The 23,271-nt window shown below is 43.6% G+C and carries 22 protein-coding genes; 16 read left to right on the top strand and 6 right to left on the bottom strand.

What is annotated here, in order from left to right:
- Positions 1-50 precede the first annotated feature (50 nt).
- The 4 genes from ACED60_RS17290 to ACED60_RS17275 all read right to left on the bottom strand — a co-directional run bounded on the left by ACED60_RS17290 (position 51) and on the right by ACED60_RS17275 (position 6,146).
- The gene (locus ACED60_RS17290; RefSeq protein ID WP_371728060.1) at positions 51-1,991 is read right to left on the bottom strand and encodes a methyl-accepting chemotaxis protein; all 1,941 of its coding nucleotides are present in this window, start codon (positions 1,989-1,991) and stop codon (positions 51-53) included.
- Between the two features lie 309 nt (positions 1,992-2,300).
- Complete coding sequence (locus tag ACED60_RS17285) at positions 2,301-3,227, bottom strand: aminoimidazole riboside kinase (RefSeq protein ID WP_371728068.1); 927 nt, start codon at positions 3,225-3,227, stop codon at positions 2,301-2,303.
- Positions 3,228-3,316: 89 nt separating this feature from the next.
- Positions 3,317-4,687: a PTS transporter subunit EIIC gene (locus ACED60_RS17280; protein ID WP_371695561.1), complete on the bottom strand. Its 1,371-nt coding sequence runs from the start codon at positions 4,685-4,687 to the stop codon at positions 3,317-3,319.
- A 16-nt stretch (positions 4,688-4,703) separates the two neighbouring features.
- Positions 4,704-6,146 (bottom strand): glycoside hydrolase family 32 protein, encoded by a 1,443-nt coding sequence (locus ACED60_RS17275; RefSeq protein ID WP_371728059.1) that lies wholly within the window; start codon positions 6,144-6,146, stop codon positions 4,704-4,706.
- Positions 6,147-6,344: 198 nt separating this feature from the next.
- Here ACED60_RS17275 and ACED60_RS17270 point away from each other — a divergent pair, with 198 nt between their 5' ends.
- Entirely contained in the window at positions 6,345-7,358 is a 1,014-nt protein-coding gene (locus tag ACED60_RS17270; RefSeq protein ID WP_017098077.1) for a LacI family DNA-binding transcriptional regulator, read from the top strand.
- A gap of 43 nt (positions 7,359-7,401) precedes the next feature.
- Here ACED60_RS17270 and ACED60_RS17265 read toward each other — a convergent pair whose 3' ends face one another.
- A complete protein-coding gene (locus ACED60_RS17265) occupies positions 7,402-7,842 on the bottom strand; it encodes a CBS domain-containing protein (protein WP_017098076.1) in 441 nt (146 codons plus the stop codon).
- A gap of 335 nt (positions 7,843-8,177) precedes the next feature.
- On the opposite strand from ACED60_RS17265, the gene queA reads away from it, so the two are divergent.
- The 5 genes from queA (at position 8,178) to secF (ending at position 13,840) form a co-directional block, all read left to right on the top strand.
- On the top strand, positions 8,178-9,230 hold the full coding sequence (queA, locus tag ACED60_RS17260) for a tRNA preQ1(34) S-adenosylmethionine ribosyltransferase-isomerase QueA (RefSeq protein WP_017099581.1): 1,053 nt from the start codon (positions 8,178-8,180) through the stop codon (positions 9,228-9,230).
- A 194-nt stretch (positions 9,231-9,424) separates the two neighbouring features.
- Positions 9,425-10,561 (top strand): tRNA guanosine(34) transglycosylase Tgt, encoded by a 1,137-nt coding sequence (gene tgt, locus ACED60_RS17255; protein WP_009848280.1) that lies wholly within the window; start codon positions 9,425-9,427, stop codon positions 10,559-10,561.
- A gap of 110 nt (positions 10,562-10,671) precedes the next feature.
- Positions 10,672-11,001 (top strand): preprotein translocase subunit YajC, encoded by a 330-nt coding sequence (yajC, locus tag ACED60_RS17250; RefSeq protein WP_009848281.1) that lies wholly within the window; start codon positions 10,672-10,674, stop codon positions 10,999-11,001.
- A gap of 20 nt (positions 11,002-11,021) precedes the next feature.
- Positions 11,022-12,878 carry a protein translocase subunit SecD gene (gene secD / locus ACED60_RS17245; RefSeq protein WP_009848282.1) on the top strand — a complete coding sequence of 619 codons (1,857 nt, stop codon included), beginning with the start codon at positions 11,022-11,024 and terminating at the stop codon, positions 12,876-12,878.
- Between the two features lie 14 nt (positions 12,879-12,892).
- Positions 12,893-13,840, top strand: coding sequence for a protein translocase subunit SecF (gene secF / locus ACED60_RS17240; RefSeq protein ID WP_012603308.1), 948 nt, complete (start codon positions 12,893-12,895; stop codon positions 13,838-13,840).
- A 322-nt stretch (positions 13,841-14,162) separates the two neighbouring features.
- Here secF and suhB read toward each other — a convergent pair whose 3' ends face one another.
- Positions 14,163-14,966, bottom strand: coding sequence for an inositol-1-monophosphatase (suhB, locus tag ACED60_RS17235; RefSeq protein ID WP_009848284.1), 804 nt, complete (start codon positions 14,964-14,966; stop codon positions 14,163-14,165).
- Positions 14,967-15,147: 181 nt separating this feature from the next.
- On the opposite strand from suhB, the gene trmJ reads away from it, so the two are divergent.
- The 10 genes from trmJ (at position 15,148) to pepB (ending at position 23,215) form a co-directional block, all read left to right on the top strand.
- The gene (trmJ, locus tag ACED60_RS17230; protein WP_004735091.1) at positions 15,148-15,876 is read left to right on the top strand and encodes a tRNA (cytosine(32)/uridine(32)-2'-O)-methyltransferase TrmJ; all 729 of its coding nucleotides are present in this window, start codon (positions 15,148-15,150) and stop codon (positions 15,874-15,876) included.
- A gap of 116 nt (positions 15,877-15,992) precedes the next feature.
- Positions 15,993-16,514 (top strand): Fe-S cluster assembly transcriptional regulator IscR, encoded by a 522-nt coding sequence (gene iscR / locus ACED60_RS17225; RefSeq protein WP_012603310.1) that lies wholly within the window; start codon positions 15,993-15,995, stop codon positions 16,512-16,514.
- Between the two features lie 27 nt (positions 16,515-16,541).
- On the top strand, positions 16,542-17,756 hold the full coding sequence (locus tag ACED60_RS17220; protein ID WP_009848287.1) for an IscS subfamily cysteine desulfurase: 1,215 nt from the start codon (positions 16,542-16,544) through the stop codon (positions 17,754-17,756).
- Positions 17,757-17,789: 33 nt separating this feature from the next.
- Positions 17,790-18,167: a Fe-S cluster assembly scaffold IscU gene (gene iscU, locus ACED60_RS17215; protein WP_004735094.1), complete on the top strand. Its 378-nt coding sequence runs from the start codon at positions 17,790-17,792 to the stop codon at positions 18,165-18,167.
- Between the two features lie 101 nt (positions 18,168-18,268).
- A complete protein-coding gene (gene iscA, locus ACED60_RS17210; protein ID WP_004735095.1) occupies positions 18,269-18,592 on the top strand; it encodes an iron-sulfur cluster assembly protein IscA in 324 nt (107 codons plus the stop codon).
- Positions 18,593-18,672: 80 nt separating this feature from the next.
- Positions 18,673-19,188 (top strand): co-chaperone HscB, encoded by a 516-nt coding sequence (gene hscB, locus ACED60_RS17205; RefSeq protein WP_009848288.1) that lies wholly within the window; start codon positions 18,673-18,675, stop codon positions 19,186-19,188.
- A gap of 22 nt (positions 19,189-19,210) precedes the next feature.
- Positions 19,211-21,061 carry a Fe-S protein assembly chaperone HscA gene (gene hscA, locus ACED60_RS17200; protein WP_371728058.1) on the top strand — a complete coding sequence of 617 codons (1,851 nt, stop codon included), beginning with the start codon at positions 19,211-19,213 and terminating at the stop codon, positions 21,059-21,061.
- 20 nt (positions 21,062-21,081) lie between these two features.
- Positions 21,082-21,420: an ISC system 2Fe-2S type ferredoxin gene (gene fdx, locus ACED60_RS17195; RefSeq protein ID WP_017098073.1), complete on the top strand. Its 339-nt coding sequence runs from the start codon at positions 21,082-21,084 to the stop codon at positions 21,418-21,420.
- 92 nt (positions 21,421-21,512) lie between these two features.
- On the top strand, positions 21,513-21,713 hold the full coding sequence (gene iscX / locus ACED60_RS17190; protein WP_004735099.1) for a Fe-S cluster assembly protein IscX: 201 nt from the start codon (positions 21,513-21,515) through the stop codon (positions 21,711-21,713).
- 206 nt (positions 21,714-21,919) lie between these two features.
- Complete coding sequence (pepB, locus tag ACED60_RS17185) at positions 21,920-23,215, top strand: aminopeptidase PepB (RefSeq protein ID WP_371728057.1); 1,296 nt, start codon at positions 21,920-21,922, stop codon at positions 23,213-23,215.
- Positions 23,216-23,271 lie beyond the last annotated feature (56 nt).

The raw sequence follows: 23,271 nt of genomic DNA, 5'->3' as shown, positions 1-23,271 counted from the left end.
ACGCCACAAATAGTGGCGTTAGAAGCTTATTTATCTATTTTACTATAACGTTAGATTTTGAAAAAACTCAGCAAGTCTTTTTGCTTAACAGCTAATGAAGAGAGTTCTTCACTTGCCTGTTTGCTCTGCTCAATTCCTGAAACATTTTGATGAACAATATCAAAGGTCAGAGAAACATTTTGTGAAATATCTTGTGTTACGCCTGATTGTTCTTCAGACGCTGTGGCTACTTGTGTGTTCATATCAGATATTAGTTGTACAGAGTCAGTGATAGAAGCGAATGCAGCACGAAGCTGTTCGCTATACTGTCTAGATTCTTCTGCTAACGAAAGGTTGGATTGCATAAATTGGTTCGCATCTTTCGCTTGAGCCTGAAGGCGAGATATTATTTCTTGAATATCGACCGTTGATTGTTGTGTTTTAGCGGCAAGAGAACGAACTTCATCTGCAACTACCGCAAAGCCTCGGCCTTGCTCTCCCGCTCGAGCGGCTTCAATGGCTGCATTTAACGCAAGTAAGTTAGTTTGCTCAGAAATTGAATTGATCACTTCAATAACACTACCGATCTCTACCGAGTACTCTTGCAATTGATTAACGATGTTTGATGTTTCTTCGATCGAGTCTTCAACTTTTCGTGATATATCATCTGATGCATCGAGTGAAACACTGCCATCTTTGACATTTGTCGTTGCCCCAGTTGCAGCGCTCTCTGCGCTAGCTGCATTCTGGCTAACCTCACTCGCAGTACTAGAAAGTTCATTGATGGCTGTCGCGATTTGTTCCATTTGACTCAGTTCTTGTTGAGCATTTCCTTCTGTTTGGCTCATTACTGCGGTTAGCTCAACGGAGGCGGCTGAAACATTGTCTGAAATCTGGTGGAAACCATCGATGATTCGACGTAGTTCTTGGCGCATTTCTAAAGTGTTTGCGTATATACCGGTTTCTTTACCCGTAATTGGAATCTGCTTTGAAAGATCACCAGCGGCGACTTCGGCAACAATTGCTTGGATGTCACTTGGCTCTCCTCCAACGACTTTCCATACACTGCGGTAAATCGAAACGGCAATGCTAAGAGAAGCGGCGACGACGAGAATTGAAAGAACGCCAAGCACAAATTGCGCGTTAGAGAATCGCTCGACCATATTAGGCCCGACAGAGTCTTGCTCTGACTTTGTTGATAGCTTTATCTCTTCAATTGTTTTTGCTGCATTAACACCAGCAAGATCAAGAGTCCCTGAAATGATGCCATTTCGCGTGTTTATAGTGTCAACGATCTTTGAAAATGTGTTGCGGTAAATTTTGAAGGCACTAGTGAAATCGTTTAAGTAGTTGATTTGTTCCATCGACATGAGTTGAGATTCGATTGTTTCTGCAAGTAGTGCGGCAGAGGCAAACTCTTTTTCAGCACGCTGAGCATCTTCTGTTTTATTGCTCGTCAGAAATTTAGAAGCGTACAATCTTGATAGCAATACATGCTGCTGAAGCTGTCCTGAACTGACAGCAACTTCTAAATCTTCTTCAGCTGAAGCCTGGGTCATTAGGTTAGTCACTGCCTCACGCATATTGACCCCTGATGGGTCTAAGGCCTCTTGAACTAGGTTGTTTCGAGTATTGACAAGTTGAACAACCTTGTTAAAGCCTTGGCTATATTGATCAAGCTGCTTCTTTATCGTTAGGAATTCATTTTTGTGTAGATCGTCAAGATGAGAGTCTAATATTTCATCTATCAATTGATTTGATGCGGTGATACGTATATTCAGTTCAGAAGCATGTGACGGAATAGGGTTCTTAATATATTTAAGTGCAGATAAACGAGCTTCCAGTATATTGGCTTGGATTCGACCTGTTGAGACACTTGTTATTGCAAGAGAGCGGTAGGTGTTAAACCCATCACTCGATTGATAAAAGCGTAATGAAGCAACGACTGAAATAACCAAAATTAGCGCGAGAATCACGCCAAAACCTAAGGACAGCAATTTCTTTAAACTCATAAATATCATTCCTAGTAAGGCAGCTTGTTTTTATTCTTAACAAATTCTTACATGATTCTAACGATAAATATATCAATAAATAGTATGTATCCACTATATTTTGATGTCTAAGAATGATGGGTAAATAGGTTGTTGATATTATTGGATTTTGCTTGTTGTTCGTCTGGTTTCACATCAGCTGAGAGTTATTGCTTGGGCCTCTTCCGTATTATTAACGCATCTTTAATTTGTATTACAAAGTCATGGAGTAGGAAAATTCGGTTTGGTATAGCCTAATAGCTTGATTATTAGGCTATCTATATTGTTGGGTTAAAGCTTATTTAGGGATGTGAGTAGCTTTCTTTTCTCTGGTAAAGCGGTCATTGCGCCTTTCTGTGTTGTTGCTAATGCCCCGCAGCCATTGCCCCACATTACTGCTTGTCGAATGATTTCAGGTTGATGCCATTCCTCGTATTGTGAGAGGTAGGCGAGTAGACCTGCGACAAAGGCATCTCCCGCACCAGTAGTATCAATAGCTTGAACTTTTTGACTAGCAATGTGCTCTCGTTGTCCATCTACTATCATCAACGAACCCGTAGCACCTAAGGTGACCAAAGTGACTGGGATTTTCAATTGGTCTAGTGCTGTTAGTCCTGATTCTAAAGTGTTGCTTTCTGTAAGAAAAAGCAGTTCTTCTTCTGAAAACTTAACCACATCTGCTAAGGCGATGGCTTGCATAACGATAGGACGAATCTCTTCAGGGATTCGCCACACCTCTTCTCTTAGGTTGGGGTCAAAGCTAACAAATCCTCCTTTTGATTTGATTGCTTTAAGCGCTTTCAGCGTAGTACTTCTGCTTGGCTCATTTGCTAATGCGATTGAACAGCAGTGTAGCCACTCACCTTGATTAAAGGTTGGGATATCATCTTCTGTAATGAACTGATCTGCACTGGGTTTTACCATGAAGGTAAAAGTTCGTTCGCCATCTTGGTCAAGATCGACCAGCACGGTTGATGTTCTGTGTTTTTCATCGAGTTTGAGTTGGGAAGTATCAACCCCTTGCTCTTGGAGAACTTCTGACATAAAACGACCAAGTGGATCATTACCAACTCGGCCAAAAAAACTAGCTTGACCTGATAAACGAGCAATACCAACCGCAACGTTTGCGGGGGCGCCGCCTGGACATTTTAAGTAGGTAGAGTCGCTCTCAGGAATCAAATCCACCACAGCATCGCCAGTTAACCATACCTTATTCATCATTATTTCCTCATATAGAAGCCCACCTGAGCATAAGTAGGTGGGAAATGGGTGACTTGCCTAGGGGGAAGCAAATCACCCAAAGTTGATTAAGCGTTTTTAACTGGGTTATAGATGCGAGTCAGCATAAATGCTGTGGCAAATGCACTAGCTATAACGGTTAGGTAACCAATGACTGCCGAAAGTGATTGCGAATAAAGAAGAATACCTGGAATAAAGGTAATGCCCATACCGGTTGCACTGATGTTGAGTAAGTAAGTAACAAGCCCACCTACAGCACCGCCTACCATTCCAAAGACAAAGACTTTTCCATATTGTAAGTTCACACCGAACAGAAGTGGCTCTGTAATACCAAATAATGTGGAGATCGAAGCACTGTAGGCATTACCTTTTTTCAGTTTATCTTTCAGTAGAGTCGCGACGGCTATCGCAGCGCCAAATTGACCTGCCATTGAAGCAGTACCAAGAGGTTGCAGTGGGTTAACACCAGTTTCATTTAATAAGCCAATCTCAATGACACCAAGAGCATGGTGTAGACCGGTGATCACGATCATTTGCTGAACGGCACCATAAAGGATGTAACCAATACCAAGAGGTAGGTCGAGCGCCATACGTACTAGAGAAGTACAGCCGTGTTCAATGCTTTGTAGAATCGGACCAAAGCCAAACAAGATGACAAATACGGCAATCGTAATGGTTAAAAATGGAGTGAAGACTAGGTCCATACTTGCTGGAATGAAGCGGCGTAGATTACGCTCCAAGTAAGAGACAAACCAACCTGCGAATATTGCTGGAAGTACAGTGCCTTGGTAGCCCACTAATGGGAAGTTGATTCCCAATAAGTTGACCATCATCGGCTCGGCACCGCCAGAGGCTACCACCCAAGCATTAGGTAATTGTGGGGCGACCATCATCAAACCAACAACGATGGCAATAATAGCATTGCCACCGAATTTCTTTGCCGCAGAATAAGCGATTAAAACGGGTAAGAAGGCAAAGGCAGTGTCGGTTAGCATGCTAAATAGGGCAAGCGTTTCGGGTGAGAAACTCATGCCAGAATGCAGCATCATGCCACGTAAACCCATCAGTAAGCCGGTGGTCACTAGTGCTGGGATCAGTGGGATCAAAATATCGGCGAGAGTGCGAACCACTTTTTGACTTATGGTCATATCTGCGAAGGCATCTTGTTTAAAATCTGAGTTATCAAGCTCTCCGCCTAATGCGTGCTTTAATGAGTCATAAACGTGAGAGACTGTACCAGTGCCAATAATAAATTGGTGTTGACCTGATTGATAAAAGTAGCCGCTGATCTGTTTAATTTCTTTTGCTTTTTCAGAATCAACTTTTTCGTTGTCTTTTAGGATGAGGCGCAAGCGTGTGGCGCAGTGTTCTGCGTTGCGGATGTTCTCTATGCCCCCGATACTCTCGAGTATCTCGTTTACGGTAGCGTCATAATTCATTTTGTTCACCATTTTATTATATTGTAAGGTAGTTAAGTTTGATATCCATATCGGTATCTTCTTTTTGTAATATATTTAATCTGTGTTCTTCATTTTCAGGGAAAAACAAACAAGTAAATACATCTCGTCCATTGTTGAGGTATATCTCAATGATGCTTTGGTCACATATAAATTTGACATCCGTTATGTCATAATTTGTTCTGTGATGTCTGACGCTTCCAAATTCCCAATCTTCTGGATGGTGGTTATATTGGCTTCGATCTAAGTGAATATCTCTGTCTTTAATAGAGAATAACAATTTCTTATTTTTAGTTTCGATGGATATTTTTATATTTCCATTGAACTCATTTACATCGAGTGAAAATGAAAGTTGCTCTAACTTAATGGGTATATTGGTTTTATTTATTTCCAATGGACGCTTATTAAAAGAGTCAGATTGCAAAATCTTCGGTTGTTGGTATAAGCGACGATTAAGAATTGATAGTGTTCTCGGCAATGTTAAACAGTTAACCCAGCCAAATTGGCGACTTGGTAGTTCTTCATCGGTCCCTGCCCATGCAATAAGAGTTTGCTCATCTGGGGTGTTCGCCATAGTTTGTGGGGCATAAAAATCAAACCCACGGTCCAATTCATCCCAGTGTTCAACTTCAAAGGTCAGTTTTTCGAAGTTGATGCTGCCTAAACAATAGATAACGTTGAATCGGTTATGGAATCGACTTCCGTTTGCCTTGCTACCTTGCGGTGAAAAAATTAAAACGTCATGGCCGTCAACGTTTAATAGATCAGGACATTCGAACATGTAACCGGTTAAGAATTCCCCTGAGAACTGAAGATCTAATTCTCCTTTGAATTCCCAACGGAGCAAGTCATCCGATTGATATATGATGATTGCCCCTGATAGATCGGCTTCTCGCTGTGCACCGAGCAACATGTAATAGTGTTCATTGTGTTTAAGGATTTTGGGATCTCGTACATGCCCGGTATACCCCTTGGGAACCGACTTAATCACTGGATTCGGACTATACTTGGTGACGGCATTAGTGTTATCGAGTAATGCTAAACATTGGTTTGCATCTCGAGATGATCCTTTTTTAATGTTTCCTGTATAAAATAAATAAGCGTTATTATTTTCTACAAAAGCACTGCCGGAATATGCTCCGTGAGATTCATAGCTTTCTTTTGGTGTTATTTTAGAACCATGCCTCTCCCAATTTAATAGGTCATTAGAAGTTAAATGCATCCAATGCTTCATTCCATGGTAGGTATCGAATGGAAACCATTGGTAAAATAAATGGTATTGATTATTGAAAAAACAAAAACCATTTGGATCATTTAATAAACCATGGGGAGGCGTAATATGAAATAAAGGTCTCATTTCTGATGATCTTTCTATTTCAGTAAACTTAGTTATTTCACTAGCCGTTGCTAAATTGATTGTTTTGTATTTTTGTTCTTGCACGATGGCTTACCTAATCATGTTGCTTGGTTTAAATCATAGGTAGGGTGACGATTTGATAAAATAGTGAGGACGAATTCTCCAGTCGTTCTGAGTGAATATTGGCTAAATCTGTAGTCGTTTGTGATGTAACACCAAGTCTTGTTACATGATTTTGGTTAATGTATTGGGTTGGTAGATTGTTAAAGAGAATGAGTGAACATGACTATTAGGGATGTTGCTAAACGTGCGGGTGTATCAATCGCGACAGTATCAAGGGTGCTAAATGGTAGTGAGCGTGTCTCAGAGCAAGCAAAGCTGTCTGTGATTAGTGCGATGGAAGCTCTGAACTATCAGAAACCGCCTGCGAAGCGTAAAAAGCCAACTAAGCTGTTTGCTGTCATTGTGCGAAATATGTCGAATCCTTTCTTTACTCAGTTAGTGGATGTTCTTGAGGAAGAGGCCTACAAGCATGGCCGAAGTATACTGTTGTTTAATAGCCGGAATAATTTACAGTTAGAGAAGACGTTTCTTTCGGAGTGCATCAACCATAAGGTTGATGGTGTTTTTCTAATCCCTCGCTCGTTGAAAAAAGAACATCTAGAGCCATTAGGTGAGCTACCGTTTCCTGTCGTATTGTTGACAGCGACAGACCCTACTGTTGCGAGTATAGGAACTCATCACCAGCACGGGGGTGAGCAAGTTGCCTGTTATTTTGCTAAGCGAGGGTATCGTCGTATTGGCTTTATTGGAGCCAGTGATATTCAATCGGATCGCTTTATTGGTTTTCAAACAGAACTAAAGTCTCGCGATATCCTGTTGGATAAAAAACATGTGTTAGCTCCCTATACTACGGAGTCGTTGACAGAATATATCCAACACTTGATCGTCGATAATTCTTCGCCACTGGAAGCTGTATTTTGTTCCGATGATATATCGGCTAGTCATCTATTTAATGGGTTAAAATCAGTAGACAGTCAACTGCTTGAAAGGGTTGATATTGTAGGGTTTGATGACACATTTATTGCCCAGTCATTGGGCTTTTCAAGTGTTAAGCAACCAATACATCAAATTGCGCTGTTAGGTTTTGATATGATGATGGAGTTGATTCAAATCGGAGAGTCTTTTCCAAAAGCTATGTTGCTAGAACCGACAGTCGTTATCCGACATACACCTAAAGTTCCGTCTATTTCACGTAGCCCTGAAATTCTTCGTAATAACGTACAGCAACGCTAAGGATTCGCTCTCTTTCCTTAGCGTGTCTATTGGTGAATAGTGGTTAATTTACCTCTTCCGGTTCCGCTTCTTCTTGTAGCTCTAGCAGGTTAATGGCTATCGTAACGAAATCGCTGTCTGTAATGATGCCCACGAGTTCGTGGTTCTCTACGACAGGTAAACAGCCCACTTTGTGTTTCTGCATATAAACAGCAGACTCTTTTAGTCCTGCGCGCGGCTCTACAGACATAACACTCTTGTGCATGATGTCATTGAGTGGTGTTGCAAGAGTATAGGATTGAGCTTGTGGGATGTTTTGTAGGCTAGATTCTTGAGCGGCAAGAACGTCTCGCTGTGTGACGACGCCAAGTAGTTGTCTGTCGGCATCAACAACCGGAATATGGCGGATATCAAGCGCTTCCATCATGTGCTTTGCATCGGCCAGTGAGTGTGAGCGCAATAGGGTATGAGGGTTGCGAGTCATCATATCTTCAACCTTGATCATACGGACCTCCTTCTTTTTTATTTGTTGCTATTACTATAGTTTTTTATCCCAAAAATAACTGAGATCTAACGCATTTTTGGGTGAGTTTCATGCAACTAATTTTGGTTTTTTTATGAGGGGGAGTGGTCGTATTATTTTACGACTCTTTACAATAATCCAATGCTGTAAACCTTGCTATTGCGGCTCGTGTGCCTATACTAGCCCACTGCGAAATTTTTAGTCATGTTTACGATGTGTTTCTGGTAACGATTTACTTACCGAAACGATTGTTCGGCAACTTCGACTTAATATTCGTCAACGGCATTAATATCATCAACTAAGACAAGACTCGACACATGCAAGTTTCAGATTTTCACTTTGACCTACCAGATGAACTCATTGCTCGCTACCCTCAAGAGGAGCGCACAGCAAGCCGCCTACTTAAATTAGATGGCAACAATGGCAACCTAGCTGATGGTTCGTTTAAAGACGTTTTAGACTTGGTTGAGCCAGGCGATCTTGTTGTTTTTAATAACACTCGCGTGATTCCTGCTCGTGTATTCGGTCGCAAGGCATCAGGCGGTAAGCTTGAAGTGTTGGTTGAACGTATGCTGGATGAGAAAAGCATTCTTGCGCATGTTCGTTGTTCTAAATCACCGAAACCGGGTACCAAATTGTTCCTTGGTGAGAACGATGAGTATGAAGCTGAAATGGTGGCACGTCATGATGCGTTATTTGAAATCCATTTCACATCCGATCAAAGCGTTTTAGAGATTCTTAACAGTGTTGGTCACATGCCACTGCCTCCTTACATCGATCGTCCAGATGAAGACGCCGATAAAGAGCGCTACCAAACTGTCTATAATGAAAAGCCGGGTGCGGTTGCTGCGCCAACAGCAGGCCTTCACTTTGATGATAAGCTAATGGCTGACATGAAAGAAAAAGGTGTTGAGTTTGCTTACGTGACACTTCACGTTGGTGCTGGTACGTTCCAGCCAGTAAAAGTCGATAATATCAATGACCACCACATGCATGCTGAGTACGTTGAAGTACCGCAAGAAGTGGTGGATGCCGTAGCTGCTGCAAAAGCACGTGGCGGGCGTATTATTGCCGTTGGTACAACCTCTGTGCGTTCACTAGAAAGTGCGGCTCAAGATGCATTGAAAAATGGCACTGAGTTAGTTCCTTTCTTTGGTGACACAGAAATCTTCATCTTCCCTGGTTATGAATATCAGCTGGTGGATTGCTTGATTACCAACTTCCACTTACCAGAATCAACGCTGATTATGTTGGTGAGTGCATTTGCTGGCTACGACAATGTGATGGGCGCATACGATCACGCAGTGAAGAGCGAATACCGTTTCTTCAGCTACGGTGATGCGATGTTCATCAATAAGAAAACGAGCTAATTTTAGCTGGTTATAAACGATATAAGCAGAATTTACGGGTGCTAGCAGTAAGCTAGGAGTCGGGCAGGGTGTCTGTCTAATCTCTCGCAAGGAATACGCGACCGCTCCTCATAGAACCCACTAGACTGAACTTTTGTTTGGCCTAAGGTTCTGAATTAACAGTCAGATTGTTTCTCTGGCATATTGGAGGCTTCGTGAAATTAAAATACGAACTTAAAAAAACTAATAGCGGCGCACGTCGTGGTCAACTTCAGTTTGAACGCGGTACCGTTGAAACCCCAGCATTTATGCCTGTAGGTACTTACGGTACGGTAAAAGGCATGACACCTGAAGAAGTAAAAGACACAGGTGCTGAAATCCTATTAGGTAATACATTCCACCTATGGCTACGTCCTGGTCAAGAAATCATGAAACTGCACGGTGATTTGCACGATTTCATGAACTGGAAAGGTCCTATCTTGACTGATTCAGGTGGCTTCCAAGTATTCAGCCTAGGTGCAACGCGTAAAATCACTGAAGAAGGTGTTCATTTCCGTAATCCTGTAAACGGTGACAAGATTTTCATGGACGCTGAGAAGTCGATGGAAATCCAAAAGGATCTAGGTTCAGACATTGTAATGATCTTTGACGAATGTACGCCTTATCCTGCAACGCACAAAGAAGCTAAAGACTCAATGGAGATGTCTCTTCGTTGGGCTCAGCGTTCACGTGATCATTTTGATAAGCAAGAAAACCCGAACTCACTGTTCGGTATTGTACAAGGTGGCGTATACGAAGACCTTCGTGATGTATCCGTTAAAGGCCTAACAGAAATTGGCTTTGACGGTTACGCAGTAGGTGGTCTAGCAGTAGGTGAACCAAAAGAAGATATGCACCGCATTCTTGAGCACACATGTCCTCAACTGCCTGAAGATAAGCCTCGTTACCTAATGGGTGTAGGCAAACCTGAAGACTTGGTTGAAGGTGTTCGTCGCGGTATCGATATGTTTGACTGTGTTATGCCAACGCGAAATGCACGTAATGGTCACCTGTTTGTAACGGAAGGTGTGATCAAGATCCGTAATGCGAAGCATAAAACCGATACAACACCACTAGATTCAGATTGTGACTGTTACACTTGTAAGAACTACAGCAAGTCGTACTTACACCATTTGGATCGTTGTAACGAAATCCTAGGTGCTCGACTGAACACGATTCACAACCTGCGTTTCTACCAACGAGTAATGTCAGACATTCGTCAGTCTATCGATGAAGATCGCTTTGAAGAGTTCGTTGCAGAGTTCTACGCAAGAATGGGGCGTGAAGTGCCACCACTAGGTAAAGAATCTTAGTATTTCTTTTTTGCGAGCCCTATCTCTCTTCCGAGTGATGGGGCTTGAAAATAAAGGGATACGACCCAATTAGACAAACAATTACGAAAATATAATAGAGGATGTTTTAAATGTTTATTTCTCAAGCTCACGCAGCAGCAGAAGGTGCACCAGCAGGCGGCGGTTTCGAAATGCTTATCATGCTAGGTATGTTCGCTGTGATCTTCTACTTCATGATCTACCGTCCACAAGCTAAGCGTGTTAAAGAGCACAAGAGCCTTATGTCTTCTATGGGCAAAGGCGATGAAGTTCTTACAAGCGGCGGCCTAATCGGCAAGATCACTAAGATTGCTGAAGACAGCGACTACGTTGCTATCGAACTGAACGCAAACAACGAAGTCGTTATCAAGAAGGACTTCGTTACAGCAGTGCTACCAAAAGGTACTCTGAAATCACTATAAACAGCTAGAGGATCCTCGCTGTGCTAAACCGTTATCCGTTATGGAAGTATTTGATGGTGATGTTTGCCATCGCTATCGCTGCGTTGTACGCACTTCCAAATATATACGGTGAAGATCCGGCAGTTCAAGTTACAGGGGCGCGTGGCGCCTCTGTAGATCTGTCTACGCTGGATGCTGTCACCAATGCTCTTGAAGCAGAAAACCTTTCTACTAAATCCGTTGCTCTCGAAAACGGTTCCATTCTTGTTCGATTTAACGATACAGATACGCAAATCAGTGCCCGTGATATCATCACAGAAGCACTAGGTGATGACGTTATCGTAGCTTTAAACCTAGCGGCTTCAACTCCTGATTGGCTTGAATCTATTGGTGCTGCACCAATGAAACTGGGTCTTGATCTACGTGGTGGTGTTCACTTCTTAATGGAAGTGGATATGGACGCTGCGATGCAAAAACTGGTTGGCCAACAAGAAGAAGCGTTCCGCAGTGAACTTCGTGAAGAGAAAATCCGCTACCGTGCTATTCGCCCATCGGGTAAAGATGCGGTTGAAGTGATTCTGCGTAACGAAGAGCAGCTTGCTGAAGCGAAATCGCTTCTGCAATCTAAGCACCAAGATATGACGTTCGTAGATTCAGAATCTAACGGTCGTTTCTCTTTGATTGCTAACTTCACTGAAACTCGTCTTCAAGAAATCCGCAATTATGCGGTAGAGCAAAACATTACTATTCTACGTAACCGTGTTAACGAACTTGGTGTTGCTGAGCCTTTGGTTCAACGTCAAGGTGCTAGCCGTATCGTAGTGGAATTGCCAGGTGTTCAAGACACGGCTCGTGCTAAAGAAATTTTAGGCGCAACCGCGACTCTTGAATTCCGTGAAGTGGACAGCAGTGCCGATTTGGCCGCTGCAGCTTCTGGCCGTGCTCCTGCTGGTAGTGAAATTAAGCAAGACCGCGATGGTCGTCCTGTAGTACTTAAGAAACGCGTTATCTTAGGCGGTTCTAGCATTACAGATGCAAGCTCAAGTGTTGATGAATATGGTCGCCCACAAGTTAACATCTCGCTAGACAGCGAAGGTGGTAGCAAGATGTCTACATTCTCTCGTCAAAATATCGGTAAGCTAATGGCAACCGTATTTGCAGAGTATAAAGACAGCGGTCGTAAAACACCTGAAGGCCGAGTGATCCTAAGTAAGCACGAAGAAGTGATTAACCAAGCGACGATTCAATCTGCGCTTGGCCGTAACTTCCGTATTACAGGTATCGACTCAACGGCTGAAGCTCATAACTTGGCACTTCTACTACGTGCAGGTGCATTGATTGCGCCTATCTCGATTGTAGAAGAACGTACGATTGGTCCATCTATGGGTCAACAAAACATCGATATGGGTATCATGGCGATGGTTTGGGGTATGGCTGCAGTAATGCTGTTTACACTGCTTTACTACCGTACTTTCGGTTTGATTGCGAACGTCGCTCTGATGGCTAACTTAGTGTTGATTATTGGTGTGATGTCGATGATTCCTGGCGCGACAATGACGCTACCAGGCATTGCCGGTATCGTATTGACGGTCGGTATGGCAGTCGATGCCAACGTTCTTATCTTTGAGCGTATACGTGAAGAACTTCGAGATGGACGTAGTCCACAACAAGCGATTCACCAAGGTTATGCAAACGCATTTAGTACAATCGCCGATGCCAACATCACCACACTACTAACAGCAATCATTCTATTTGCTGTCGGTACAGGTGCGATTAAAGGCTTTGCGGTAACGTTATCAATCGGTATCTTGACTTCAATGTTTACAGCTATTATCGGAACACGTTGTATCGTGAACCTGATGTATGGCGGCAAACGCGTTAAGAAACTGTCGATCTAAGGCTAGGAATTAATATGTTTCAGATTCTAAAAGCAGACAAAATGATCGACTTCATGCGTTGGTCAAAGGTTGCCTTTTTATTCTCAATCTTGATGATTGGTACTGCTATCTTCACCCTAACAACGAAATCGTTGAATTGGGGTCTAGATTTTACCGGCGGTACTCTGATTGAAGTGGGCTTTGAGGAGCCAGCAAACCTACCTGACATTCGAAGCGCACTAGAAGCTGAAGGCTTTGGTGATGCTACGGTTCAGAACTTTGGTTCTGCGCGTGAGGTAATGGTTCGTCTACGTCCACGTGATGGTGTTGCGGGCGAAACGCTTGGTAACCAAATCCTGTCTGCAATTAAAGATGGTACTGGTGAGCAAGTTGAGATGCGTCGTATCGAGTTCGTTGGTCCAAACGTGGGTGATGAACTAACAGAAGCTGGTGGTCTTGCGATCTTAGTTTCTCTGATCTGTATCTTGATCTACGTATCCGTACGATTTGAATGGCGATTAGCTGCAGGTGCTGTATTAGCCCTAGCGCACGACGTTATCATCACACTAGGTGTGTTCTCTCTAATGCAAATTGAGGTCGACCTTACCATCGTGGCAGCCTTGCTAACGGTAGTCGGTTACTCCCTCAACGATACCATAGTGGTATTTGACCGTATTCGTGAGAACTTCCGTAAGATGCGTAAAGGCGAGGCACCTGAAGTACTGAACAGCTCAATCACACAAACATTGAGCCGTACATTGATCACTTCTGGTACAACGTTATTCGTAGTTATCGCACTGTTCGTTCAGGGCGGCGCTATGATTCACGGCTTTGCGACTGCACTTCTACTGGGTATTACCGTTGGTACTTACTCTTCTATCTACGTTGCATCTGCACTAGCTATGAAGTTGGGTATTACGCGTGAACACCTAATGCCACCACAAGTGGATAAAGAAGGTGAAGAGTTTGACGAAATGCCTTAGGCCGCGGCTTAACAACTTTCGCTAAACCAAAAAAACCGCTGGGTAACTAGCGGTTTTTTTATGTCTGTATATTGTGGGTTAGCTTTTGGAACCGACTGACCATTGTCGTATTTACCAATACCAACACCAATACCAAGTGCCAAAGTAGCTAAGTCACTATCTAGTGGCGATCTAAATACAGCTTACAGAGCAGTGATTTGTGCTCACTGTAACTAACCGACATTTTGGTCGTATCTTGTATCGCGGATACAAAAAAGCCTCGCAATAGCGAGGCTTTGAAAATCTTCTGCTCTAACTAAAGAGCATTAACGCAAGGTCTGAATTACTTCAGCATACCTTCGTTAGAGTTCTCACGAACGTGCTTAAGAATAGACTTAACACCACGCGCGCTTGAAGCAACAACATTACCAGACGTCATGTAATCAGTGCCGCCAGCAAAGTCAGTCATGATAGCACCAGCTTCACGAGCGATTAGATCGCCAGCTGCTAGATCCCATGGCTTAAGACCTAGTTCTAGGTAACCGTCAACACGGCCAGCTGCTAGGTAACATAGGTCAAGAGCTGGAGAACCAGTACGACGGAAATCAGCACAATCAACGAATAGACCAGAGATGATCTTCATGAAAGATTCAGAGTGTTGTTTTTGCTTGAATGGGAAACCAGTCGCTAGAACAGTACCTTGAAGGTCTTTTAGTTGAGTAACACGCATACGAGCGTTGTTAAGTTGAGCGCCAGCGCCACGTTGAGCTGTGAATAGCTCGTTTAGCATTGGGTCATAAACACAAGCAACTTCTGTACGACCGTTCATGCGAACAGCGATAGATACTGAGAAGTGAGGGAAACCTTTTACAAAGTTGTTGGTGCCATCTAGTGGGTCAACGATCCATTGTACGTCAGAATCTTTACCTTCAGTTAGGCCTGACTCTTCAGAAATAATGCTGTGCTCTGGGTAAGATGATTTGATTGTCTCAATGATCATGTACTCAGCTTCTTGAGCAATGTTAGTAACGTAATCATTGTTACCTTTTAGAGACGATTCGATCTTATCAGTTGTTTCTAGAGATTTAGCAATATGGTTGCCAGCTTTACGCGCAGCGCGTATCGCAATGTTTAGCATTGGATGCATATGGTTTTTCCCACAAGATGTTAAAGAACAATATAAAGCGGCGGCGAGTATACCAAAGTTTCCCAAAAAGGGAAGTGGTTATTTTTTGAACTCTTGATTTCACATTCCGAGAAGGGTCTGACCATTTTACTTAGCTATGTGTTAATATCTCGCGATTATTTTTAAAGTGGTGTCATATAGCATGTTAGACAATGTAAAAGTCGTTCTGGTTGGTACGTCTCATTCGGGAAATATCGGATCAGCAGCTCGCGCAATGAAAGTGATGGGTTTGAGTCAGTTAGTTCTTGTAGACCCTCAATGTGAAGTTGACGAGCAGACCTTAGCACTGGCTGCGGGTGCAGGTGACATCGCGGAAAACGCGACCATCGTTTCTACACTGGATGAAGCAGTAAAAGACTGTGGTTTGGTGGTTGGTTCGAGTGCACGCTCTCGTACGCTTGAATGGCCAATGCTTGAGCCGCGTGAATGTGGACAAAAATTTGCAGTTGAAGGTCAAAAGCACCCTGTAGCGTTAGTGTTCGGCCGTGAGCGTACAGGCTTAACCAATGATGAGCTTCAGAAGTGTCATTTCCATGTATGTATTCCTGCAAACCCAGAATACAGCTCACTAAACCTAGCAATGGCAGTACAGACTCTTAGCTATGAAGTGCGTGTAGCACACCTTGATATGGTGGCGAGCCAGTACCAGCCGCAGCAACAAGATGAGTACCCTCGTCACGAAGAACTAGAAATGTTCTATGAGCACCTTGAAAAAGTGATCATTGATACCCAATTTATCTCTAAGGATAAACCGGGTCAGGTGATGAACAAGCTACGTCGTCTGTTTAGCCGAGCTCGTCCTGAACTGCAAGAGATCAATACTCTACGTGGTATTTTGACTTCAATTGAGAAGAGCAAAAACGACAAATAAAGCCCACTCTAGTTGTAGGGGTGAATACCTGACTAAAATAGTCAACTAAATACTTGACCAATTTAGTCGGGTATGGGAAAATTCCAACCACATAAACAATGTGGATACGGTGTGATATGAAACTTACATCTAAAGGAAGATATGCGGTAACAGCTATGCTAGATGTAGCACTGCATTCGCAAAAAAGCCCAGTTCCTCTGGCTGATATTTCAGAGCGACAAGGCATCTCGTTATCTTACTTAGAACAACTTTTTTCTAAGTTACGTAAAGCTGGCTTGGTTGCTAGTGTTCGTGGTCCTGGCGGTGGTTACCGTTTAGGTGCTGAAGCGAGCGACATCGCTGTCGGAACTGTAATTGCTGCAGTTGACGAATCAGTCGATGCAACTAAGTGTCACGGTCGAGCAGATTGCCAAGGTGGTACTCGTTGTTTAACTCACACTTTATGGCGTGATTTAAGCTCCCGAATCAGCAGCTTCTTAAACGACATTACGCTCGGTGAGCTAATGAAAGATAACGAAGTTTTAGAGATTTCTGATCGTCAAGATATCGATCTTGCGGTTAATAATGGTTTTGCACATAAAAATACGAGCACTACAACGATTAGTGCAGCACCTCACGGTGTTAATGCCCGCTCTTAGCGGTCAGTTTTTACATTGGAGTAGAAAATGAAACTGCCTATTTACTTTGACTATTCAGCTACATGCCCAGTCGATCCACGTGTTGCTGAAAAAATGGTTCAGTGCATGACGATGGACGGTAACTTCGGTAACCCTGCATCTCGTTCACACCGTTACGGCTGGCAGGCAGAAGAATCAGTAGATAATGCTCGTGAGCAAATTGCCGATCTACTAAATGCAGACCCACGTGAGATTGTTTTCACGTCAGGTGCTACAGAGTCAGATAACCTTGCTATCAAAGGTGCTGCGCACTTTTACGAGAAGAAAGGTAAGCACGTAATCACGTGCAAAACAGAACACAAAGCGGTTCTTGATCCATGCCGCCAATTAGAGCGTGAAGGTTTTGAGGTTACATACCTTGAGCCAGAAGCAAACGGCATCATTGATCTAGATAAGCTTCAAGCTGCAATGCGTGAAGATACTGTTCTAGTTTCTATCATGCACGTAAACAACGAGATTGGTGTAATCCAAGATATCGGTGCAATCGGCGAATTATGTCGTGCACGCAAGATCATCTTCCACGTTGATGCAGCGCAGTCTGCGGGTAAAATCCCACTAGACGTAAAAGAGATGAAAGTTGATCTTATCTCTATGTCTGCACACAAAGCATACGGCCCTAAAGGTATCGGCGCTTTGTACGTTCGTCGTAAGCCACGTATTCGCCTTGAAGCGCAAATGCACGGTGGCGGTCATGAACGTGGTTTCCGTTCTGGTACGCTTGCTACTCACCAAATCGTGGGTATGGGCGAAGCGTTTGCTATCGCTAAGCAAGACATGCAGAAAGATTACGATCACGCACTAGCACTTCGTGAGCGCCTATTGAAAGGTGTTCAAGATCTAGAAGCAGTAACCGTAAACGGCGACTTAGACCAACGTGTACCACACAACCTAAACGTGAGCTTCGCTTTCGTTGAAGGTGAGTCTCTGCTTATGTCTCTAAAAGACCTAGCGGTATCATCAGGTTCTGCATGTACATCAGCAAGCCTAGAGCCTTCATACGTTCTACGTGCTCTTGGTCTGAACGATGAACTGGCACACAGCTCAGTACGTTTCTCATTCGGCCGTTTCACAACGGAAGAAGAAATCGACTACGCGATTGCACAAATCCGTGTAGCGGTAAACAAATTACGCGACATGTCTCCTCTATGGGATATGTATAAAGAAGGGATTGATTTGAACACTGTTGAGTGGGCTCATCACTAATCTCACGGAAATAGAGGATTCGAGGTAACTATCATGGCATATAGCGAAAAAGTAATTGATCACTACGAAAACCCACGTAATGTAGGTTCGTTTGATAAAGAAGACCCAAGTGTAGGTAGCGGCATGGTTGGCGCACCGGCTTGTGGTGACGTAATGAAACTGCAAATCAAAGTATCTGCAGAAGGTATTATTGAAGACGCAAAATTCAAGACTTACGGTTGCGGTAGCGCAATCGCTTCTAGCTCACTAGTAACTGAGTGGGTTAAAGGTAAAAGTATTGATGAAGCAGCTGCTATTAAAAACTCTGAAATCGCAGAAGAGCTTGAGTTGCCACCAGTGAAAGTTCACTGTTCAATTCTTGCTGAAGATGCAATCAAAGCAGCTGTTGCGGATTACAAAAAGAAGCACTAATCGCTTCAATAACGTAATTACGTCGACAGAAAAGTAATATTTGGGAGCATCCTTTGTGCTCCCCCTGAGTTCTCAATTTATATAAAACACAAGGTTGTAGTATGGCCATCACCATGACAGATACGGCAGCAAGCCGAGTTCAAGCTTTCCTAGATAACCGTGGTAAAGGTCTCGGGTTACGCTTAGCAGTAAAAACTACTGGCTGTTCGGGTATGGCGTATGTACTGGAATTCGTTGACGAGCTTAACGAAGAAGACGAAGTGTTTGAGCATTCAGGTGTTAAGGTCATCATTGATCCAAAGAGCCTAGTATACCTTGATGGTACTGAGCTTGATTATGTAAAAGAAGGCCTAAACGAAGGTTTTGAATTCAACAACCCGAACGCGAAAGGCGAATGTGGTTGTGGTGAGAGCTTCAATGTTTAAACGCTTGAATCGTTAAGCGTTGTAAGCGAAGAATAAAATTAGGCTCTGAACAAAGAGCCTAAACTTAGGACCACCTTTACATGAATCATTTCGAATTATTTGGGCTACCACTTCAGTTTCAACTGGATGGTAGCCTTCTTTCTTCTCAGTTTAGAGATCTGCAACGCCAATTCCATCCTGATAAATTTGCGATAGCTTCTGAGCGTGACCGCTTATTAGCCGTGCAAAAAGCGGCACAAATCAACGATGCGTACCAGGTATTGAAGAATCCAATCAGCCGAGCAGAATACCTGCTAGTTCAACACGGTGAAGACATTCGTGGCGAACAACAAACCATGCAAGATCCGATGTTCCTGATGGAGCAAATGGAACTGCGTGAAGAGTTGGAAGATATCGCAGACAGTTCTGATCCCGAAGATGCGCTATTTGCATTTGAAGGCAAGGTTAGCAAAATGTATAAACAACAATTAAGCGCTATCCAACAAGAACTCGAAAGCGAAGCTTGGCTAGAAGCTGCAGACCGAGTAAGAAAGCTTAAGTTTATTGCAAAATTAAAGAATGAAATCGAATTAGTTGAAGATCGTTTGATCGGCTAGTTTGTATAACAAGGACACATCCATGGCACTACTTCAGATTGCAGAACCAGGGCAAAGCGCCGCTCCTCACCAGCACAAGCTTGCTGTGGGTATTGATTTAGGTACAACAAACTCGTTGGTTGCTGCAGTACGCAGTGGCGAGGCGAGCACACTCGTTGATCAACAAGGTCGAAGCATTTTACCTTCAGTTGTTCACTACCAGTCGGAATCTTATACGACTGGCGATGAAGCTCGTGCTAACGCGCAGACTGACCCTAAAAATACCATTATCTCAGTTAAGCGATTAATTGGTCGCTCACTGTCGGATATTCAACAGCGATACCCGTCTCTGCCATATCAGTTTGAAGAAAGTGATAATGGTCTACCTGTGATCCGTACAGAACAAGGCAACAAGAACCCAATCCAGGTTTCTGCAGATATTCTACGAGCGCTTGGCCAACGTGCTGAGTCTACGTTAGGCGGTGAGTTATCTGGTGCAGTGATTACCGTTCCTGCGTATTTTGATGATGCACAGCGTGCTGGTACGAAAGACGCGGCTCAACTTGCTGGTCTTCACGTGTTACGTCTTCTTAATGAACCTACTGCGGCAGCGATTGCTTACGGTCTGGATTCAGGTAAAGAAGGGGTGATTGCGGTTTATGACCTTGGCGGTGGCACGTTTGATATCTCTATCTTACGCCTGTCTAAAGGTGTTTTTGAAGTATTAGCAACGGGTGGCGACTCTGCATTAGGCGGAGACGACTTTGACCACTTGATCGCAGAGCACTTCCAAGAGCAAATGGGCTTATCAGAGCTAACCGCAGAACAGAATCGTATTCTTCTAGATGCAGCAACAGAAGCGAAGATTGGCTTATCTGAAGCTGAAAGCGTTAATGTTGAAGTGTTGGGTTGGGCTGGTTCATTAACTCGTGAAGAGTTTGAAGACATCATTAAGCCGCTTGTTAAGAAAACACTGCTTTCATGTCGTCGTGCATTGAAAGATGCTGAAGTTGACGCGGATGATGTTTTAGAAGTCGTGATGGTCGGCGGTTCAACTCGTACATTGCTTGTACGTGACATGGTGGGTGACTTCTTTGGTCGTACGCCATTAACCAGCATTAACCCAGATGAAGTGGTTGCGATTGGCGCTTCTATCCAAGCGGATATCTTAGTCGGCAACAAGCCTGACTCTGAAATGCTGCTGCTTGATGTTATTCCTCTTTCTCTAGGTATCGAAACGATGGGTGGTTTGGTCGAAAAGATCATTCCACGTAATACCACGATCCCTGTTGCTCGCGCACAAGAATTTACCACGTTCAAAGACGGTCAAACTGCAATGACAGTACACACCGTGCAAGGTGAACGTGAGATGGTTGATGACTGTCGTTCATTGGCTCGTTTTGCTCTAAAAGGCATTCCACCAATGGCGGCTGGTGCGGCGCATATTCGTGTGACTTACCAAGTAGACGCGGATGGCCTGCTATCGGTTACTGCTATGGAGAAGAGCACAGGTGTTCAAGCTGAAATTCAGGTTAAACCGTCTTACGGCTTAAGCGATAATGAAGTGGCGAACATGCTGAAAGATTCGATGACGTTTGCTAAAGAAGACATGCAAGCGCGTGCTCTAGCTGAACAACGTGTAGAAGCAGATCGTGTTATCGAAGGTCTTATTGCAGCAATGCAAGCTGATGGCGATGAGCTGCTTGATGAGCAAGAAAAACAGCACCTTCTGCAAGCTATTGAAGCACTGATTGAAGTGCGTAATGGCGAAAGTGCTGATGCCATCGAACTAGAAATTAAGAATACCGACAAAGCGAGCCAAGACTTTGCTTCTCGTCGTATGGATAAATCAATTCGAGCTGCACTGTCAGGTCAGTCAGTCGATAATATTTAATAGTTAGAGAATAGATAAACATGCCAAAGATTATTGTTTTACCTCACGAAGATCTATGTCCAGAAGGCGCTGTTTTAGAAGCAAAAACTGGTGAGACGGTTCTTGATGTTGCATTGAAGGCCGGTATTGGTATTGAACACGCATGTGAGAAGTCGTGTGCATGTACTACATGTCACGTCGTGATTCGTGAAGGTTTCGATTCATTAGAAGAAAGTGATGACCTAGAAGACGACATGCTAGATAAAGCATGGGGTTTAGAGATGGAATCTCGCCTTGGTTGCCAAGCTAAAGTGGCTGATTCGGATCTTGTTGTAGAGATTCCAAAGTACACATTGAACTTAGCTTCTGAAGAGCATTAAGAAATAAGCTCGACTAAACGTGTTAGTAAAACTGGCATAGAATATAAGTCACTAAGATGACAAATCGTCGCTGATAAAGATAAGGAAATGTTATGAGTTTGAAATGGATTGATTCGCGAGATATTGCGATTGAACTATGTGATTTATACCCAGATACCGATCCTAAAACAGTACGCTTCACGGACTTGCATCAATGGGTGCTAGATCTTGAAGATTTTGATGATGAGCCGAATCACTCGAATGAGAAAATTCTAGAGGCCATTATATTGTGCTGGATGGATGAGATGGATTAATCCTCTTGTCTAATCACTTGGTCGCGGGTTGGTATCAGTCCAATGTAAAACGCAGTCAAGTTAACAATTCTTACTAAAAAAAGCGGACCTTATGGTCCGTTTTTTTATCAAAATGACATTTTCCTCCTACATAATGCTAACATCAGTGCGCTAATAAAAAACAATCAGAATCACATACTCAAAGTGGTTCATGACAAGGAGAAATCATGTCTACACAGATGTCAGTATTTTTAAGTCAAGAAGCTGCCCAGCCTCAGTGGGGAGCAAGAGCTATTTTATCGTTCTCAGAAGCGGGAGCGACAATTCACATTGGTGAAGGCCACGATCTAGGCGCGGTTCAACGTGCGGGTCGTACGCTTGACGGACAAGGTATCGCATTGGTTGCACTTAGCGGTAAAGGCTGGGATCTAGAAAGTGTTTGGGCTTTTTACCAAGGCTACCGTGGACCAAAGAAGAAGAATGCATTGGAGTGGGATACTCTAGCTGAAGCTGATCAAGTTGAATTGGAAGCACGTATCCGCGCGACAGATTGGACGCGTGACATCATCAACAAAACGGCTGAAGAAGTTGCCCCTCGTCAATTAGCGACAATGGCAGCTGAATACATCAAGTCAGTGGCACCAGCAGGCACTGTTAAAGCGAAAATCGTTAAAGACAAAGATCTCCTAACTGAAGGTTGGGAAGGCATCTATGCGGTAGGCCGCGGTTCTGAACGTACTTCTGCAATGCTTCAACTGGACTTCAACCCAACCGGCGATGAAAACGCACCCGTGTTTGCTTGTCTTGTGGGTAAAGGTATCACTTTCGACTCAGGCGGTTACAGCATTAAGCCAGGTCAATTCATGACAGCAATGAAGGCTGACATGGGTGGCGCAGCGACTATTGCCGGTGGTTTAGGTCTAGCGATTGAACGTGGCCTGAACAAGCGCATTAAGCTTATCTTATGTTGTGCTGAAAATATGATCTCTGGTCGTGCATTGAAGCTTGGCGACATCATTACTTACAAAAATGGTAAGACTGTCGAGATCATGAATACCGATGCTGAAGGTCGTTTAGTTTTAGCTGATGGCCTGATGTTCGCAAGTGCTCAGAATCCAGAGTTGATCATCGACTGTGCAACGCTAACCGGCGCGGCTAAAAATGCATTAGGTAACGACTACCACGCATTATTGAGCTTTGATGATGAGTTGTCTCATCAAGCACTAACGGCTGCGAACCAAGAGAAAGAAGGTCTATGGCCATTGCCGCTTGCTGATTTCCACCGTGGTATGTTGCCTTCAAACTTTGCTGATCTTTCAAACATTAGCTCTGGTGATTACACTCCGGGTGCAAGTACCGCTGCCGCGTTCCTTTCTTACTTTGTAGATGATTACAAAAAAGGTTGGATTCACATGGATTGCGCGGGTACTTACCGCAAGTCATCAAGTGATAAGTGGGCTGCAGGCGCGACTGGTATGGGTGTTCGTACACTGGCTCGTCTTCTTATCGACCAAGCAAAATAATAATAAGAGTGAGTGGTATTTCGATACCGCTTATTCATCAACTCAGATCGAATGAT

Source organism: Vibrio sp. 1F279 (genome assembly GCF_041439815.1).
Classification (GTDB): domain Bacteria; phylum Pseudomonadota; class Gammaproteobacteria; order Enterobacterales; family Vibrionaceae; genus Vibrio; species Vibrio tasmaniensis_A.
Note: the sequence above shows the minus strand (reverse complement) of the source record. Positions and strands in the feature narration are given on the sequence as shown.